This window comes from Helicobacter sp. L8 (assembly GCF_003660355.1).
GTDB lineage: Bacteria > Campylobacterota > Campylobacteria > Campylobacterales > Helicobacteraceae > Helicobacter > Helicobacter labacensis.
Window position 1 is genome coordinate 1 of record NZ_QXQR01000046.1, and the last position, 1,677, is coordinate 1,677.

Consider the following 1,677-nt stretch of genomic DNA (forward strand, 5'->3'; position numbering starts at 1 on the left):
TAACAAGGCTCAAGAGCAAGAAGCAGACTTTAAACAACTCTTAGAGGGGTTAGCCCAGCCTAGTAGCCAGTTAGAGGCTAGCCATATTGTAAAGAGTGTGGGGAGTGTTGAGGAGAAACTAGGCTATTATGGCGGGGATAGCACAAGAGTAGATGACTTGTTAAGAGGGGCGGTGATTGCGCCTAGAGAAAACATTAGTGCCCAATTTGACCATGTTTTAGAGAGCTTAGAATCTAATCCATCTATTAAAGACATTAGCCCGAGATTCATCAAAACCCAAGACAACTACAAGGGCGCACACATCAATTTTACTTACAATGGCGTGCCTAGTGAGATACAAATACACACGCCTAAGAGTTGGGCAGTTAAGAAAGATTTAGACCCGCTTTATAAGGCTAAACGCAGACTCCAGCTAGAGGGGAATTTAAGCAGAAAAGAAGCCAAAGAACTCAGACGCAAGATGAAGGCAATAGGTCAAGAATCCGACTTAGATAGCAGTTTATTCACTTCGTTTAAGCTCACTTCGCCACAAGAATCGCCACACCAATCCGTACTCGTGAAAAACTCCTTATCGGATTTAAACGCCACCCAAGAACCCCCCTTAAACTCAAAAGCGGGTTCTTCTTCATCATCCGGCAACGCATACAACCGCCTAGATTCAAAATTAAACCAAAAATCCACATCTTTAAGTGGTGGTAAGGGGATTGATGAAGCCATTGACAAGCCTTTAGATAGTGTGATCAAAGATAGCACAACAGCGCTTAAAATTGAAGCCAATCCCGCCTTTGGCGAAAACTTTGCAGAGTATGCAGGCAAAGGCGCAGAAGCTGTAGCTAAGCTTTTAAAAGAAAAACGCGGGCAAGTAGCCGGGGCGTTTTATAAAGAGGGGTTGGGGTATATTGATCTGGTGTGGGGAGCAAACGCGCAGCGTTTGCAGGGTTTAAAGGATGCTAAGGGCAAACCTCTAAAGCCTTATGGTTTGTCTAAAATCCTAGAAAAACACGCTGGAGATTTTGAGAGCTTTAAGGGGGCAAATATAGATGAGAGGGTGGCGAATGGGCTAGAGTATCTAATTAAGAATGGAGAAGTTACGGACGAGAACAATGTAAAAACCATCATCGGCAAGCACAATGGGGCAACTTATCGGGTAGGTTTATCCAAAGGGTGGGACCATAAAGGGGAGAATATATGGGTGATTACAGCCTACAAGCTAGACAAGTCGCCCGGCTCAGATGTCCTACCAAGTAACCGAATTGCTAAGGGTGATGGGACTAATCTACACCCTAACGACTTAACCGACTCTAGCATTAAAACCCCCCAAGAGTTAGCAGAGATTCAACTAGAACCCGAGCAGATACACGATCTATTAAGAGAACGCTTTAGCCAAAGAAGTATTTGGGACGCACAGCACACCATCAAAAACCCCCCTGCACGCATAGAGGATCGCAAAAGAACGATTGAGATGGTAGAAGAGGACGGCAAAGAGTTGGAAGAATACAAGGACGCGTTAAGAAAAAGGTATCCGCGTGATACAAAAAACAACGCTCTTGAATTTGCGTCCGCACTACATGATTTAAAAGACATAGACCTACACAAGCGCATCATAGAGGGCTATGAAAGAGAGATTGAGAGGGCTAAAAAATATCTAGCTAGATACCAAAAAGCCCAAGAGTTTAG

At 44.2% G+C, this 1,677-nt stretch carries 1 pseudogene; it reads left to right on the forward strand.

Annotated features, from left to right (window positions below):
- Positions 1-1,677, forward strand: a pseudogene (locus tag EAO37_RS09350) (hypothetical protein); the annotation flags it as partial.